Annotated in this window: 1 protein-coding gene; it reads left to right on the plus strand. The window is 69.4% G+C overall.

Features of this window, described 5'->3' with window-relative positions; genetic code table 11:
• The coding region (gene metH / locus M1E25_RS25365; protein WP_251419627.1) for a methionine synthase at window positions 1-3,024 on the plus strand (3,024 nt) is incomplete at both ends.

Consider the following 3,024-nt stretch of genomic DNA (forward strand, 5'->3'; position numbering starts at 1 on the left):
AACACCTTCGGTGCGAACCTCGCGGCGCTGGGGGAGTACGGCATCGCGGAGCGGATCTTCGAGCTCTCGGAGGCCGGTGCGCGCATCGCGCGCGAGGTCGCCGACGAGTTCACGGCCTCCGACGGCTCTCAGCGCTGGGTCCTGGGGTCGATGGGACCGGGCACGAAGCTGCCCACGCTGGGCCACGCCGAGTTCGCAGCACTCCGCGACGCCTACCAGCGCAACGCGGAAGGGATGATCGCCGGCGGCGCGGACGCGCTGCTGGTGGAGACGTCACAGGACCTGCTGCAGACGAAGGCGTCGGTGATCGGGGCGCGGCGGGCGCTCGACGCAGCCGGCCTCGAACTTCCGCTGCTGGTCCAGGTGACGGTGGAGACCACCGGCACGATGCTGCTGGGATCGGAGATCGGTGCGGCGCTGACGGCTCTGGAGCCGCTGGGCATCGACATGATCGGGCTGAACTGCGCGACGGGCCCGGCGGAGATGAGCGAGCACCTGCGCCACCTGGCGCAGCATGCGCGTGTCCCGCTGTCCTGTATGCCGAACGCCGGTCTGCCGGTGCTCGGCAAGGACGGCGCGCACTACCCGCTGACGCCCGGGGAGCTCGCGGATGCCCACGAGACCTTCGTGCAGGACCACGGTGTCTCCCTCGTCGGCGGATGCTGTGGAACTACTCCGGAACACCTGCGCTACGTGGTGAATCGCGTCCGTGCCCTGCGGCCCTCCGGGCGGACGCCGCGTCCGGAGGCGGGGGCGGCGTCGCTGTACCAGGCGGTGCCGTTCCGGCAGGACACCTCGTACCTGGCGATCGGTGAGCGCACGAACGCCAACGGGTCGAAGAAGTTCCGGGAGGCGATGCTGGAGGGCCGCTGGGACGACTGCGTGGAGATGGCGCGCGAGCAGATCCGTGAGGGCGCGCACCTGCTGGACCTGTGCGTGGACTACGTCGGCCGCGACGGCGTGGCGGACATGAAGGAGCTGGCGGGGCGGTTCGCGACCGCCTCCACGCTGCCGATCGTGCTGGACTCCACCGAAGTGGACGTGCTGCAGGCCGGGTTGGAAAAGCTCGGCGGCCGCGCGGTCATCAACTCGGTGAACTACGAGGACGGCGACGGCCCCGAGTCGCGGTTCGCGAAGGTCACCGCGCTGGCGAAGGAACACGGCGCGGCGCTGATCGCCCTGACCATCGACGAGGAGGGCCAGGCGCGCACGGTCGAGCACAAAGTGGCGGTGGCCCAGCGGCTGATCGCCGATCTCACGGAGAACTGGGGGATCGACGAGTCCGACATCATCATCGACTGCCTGACCTTCACCATCTGCACCGGCCAGGAGGAGTCCCGCGGGGACGGCGCGGCCACGATCGAGGCGATCCGCGAACTCAAGCGGCGCCACCCGCAGGTGCAGACCACGCTGGGCCTGTCCAACATCTCCTTCGGCCTCAACCCGGCCGCCCGCATCCTGCTCAACTCCGTCTTCCTCGACGAGTGCGTCAAGGCGGGCCTGGACTCGGCCATCGTGCACGCCTCGAAGATCCTCCCCATCGCCCGCTTCGACGACGAACAGGTCACCACCGCCCTCGACCTGATCCACGACCGCCGCCGCGAGGGCTACGACCCGCTGCAGAAGCTGATGGCACTGTTCGAGGGCGCCACCGCCATGTCCCTGAAGGCGGGCAAGGCCGAGGAACTGGCCGCACTGCCACTGGAGGAACGGCTGCAGCGCCGGATCATCGACGGCGAGCGCAACGGCCTCGAGGCAGACCTGGACGAGGCACTGGCCGAACGGCCCGCGCTGGAGATCGTCAACGAGACGCTGCTGGCGGGGATGAAGGTCGTCGGCGAGCTGTTCGGCTCGGGACAGATGCAGCTGCCCTTCGTGCTCCAGTCGGCCGAGGTGATGAAGACCGCGGTGGCCCACCTCGAACCGCACATGGAGAAGTCCGACGACGAGGGCAAGGGCACCATCGTGCTCGCCACGGTACGCGGCGACGTCCACGACATCGGCAAGAACCTGGTCGACATCATCCTCTCCAACAACGGCTACACCGTGGTCAACCTCGGCATCAAGCAGCCGGTGTCCGCGATCGTCGAAGCGGCGCAGGAGCACAAGGCCGACGTGATCGGCATGTCCGGACTGCTGGTGAAGTCCACCGTGATCATGAAGGAGAACCTGGAGGAACTGAACCAGCGCAAGCTTGCCGCCGACTTCCCCGTCATCCTCGGCGGCGCGGCCCTGACCCGCGCCTACGTCGAGCAGGACCTGCACGAGATCTACGAGGGCGAAGTCCGCTACGCACGCGACGCCTTCGAGGGCCTGCGGCTGATGGACGCACTGATCGCCGTCAAACGCGGGGTGCCCGGCGCGGTCCTGCCGGAGCTCAAGCAGCGCCGGGTCAGGCCGGCCCCGTCCGTGGCCGACGAGCGCCCGGAGGGGGGCACGGTCCGCTCCGACGTCAGCGTCGACCACCCCCTGCCCACACCGCCGTTCCTCGGCACGCGGGTGATCAAGGGCATCCAACTCGCCGACTACGCCTCGTGGTTGGACGAGGGGGCGCTGTTCAAGGGCCAGTGGGGTCTCAAGGAGTCCCGCAGCGGCGGCGGACCGTCGTACGAGGAGCTGGTCGAGTCCGAGGGACGGCCGCGTCTTCGCGGGCTCCTGGACCGCCTTCAGCGGGAGAACCTGCTGGAAGCCGCCGTGGTCTACGGCTACTTCCCCTGCCACTCCAAGGGCGACGACCTGATCCTGCTGAACGAGGACGGCAGCGAGCGCACCCGCTTCACCTTCCCCCGCCAGCGGCGTGGCCGGCGGCTGTGCCTGGCCGACTTCTTCCGCCCGGAGGACTCCGGCGAGACCGATGTGGTCGGCCTGCAGGTCGTCACCATCGGCTCCAGCATCAGCCGGGCGGCGAACGAACTCTTCGCCGCGGACGCCTACCGCGACTACCTGGAACTGCACGGCCTGTCCGTCCAGCTCGCCGAGGCACTCGCCGAGTACTGGCACGCACGGGTGCGCGCCGAGCTGGGC

This window comes from Streptomyces meridianus, from assembly GCF_023703325.1.
Lineage (GTDB): Bacteria > Actinomycetota > Actinomycetes > Streptomycetales > Streptomycetaceae > Streptomyces > Streptomyces meridianus.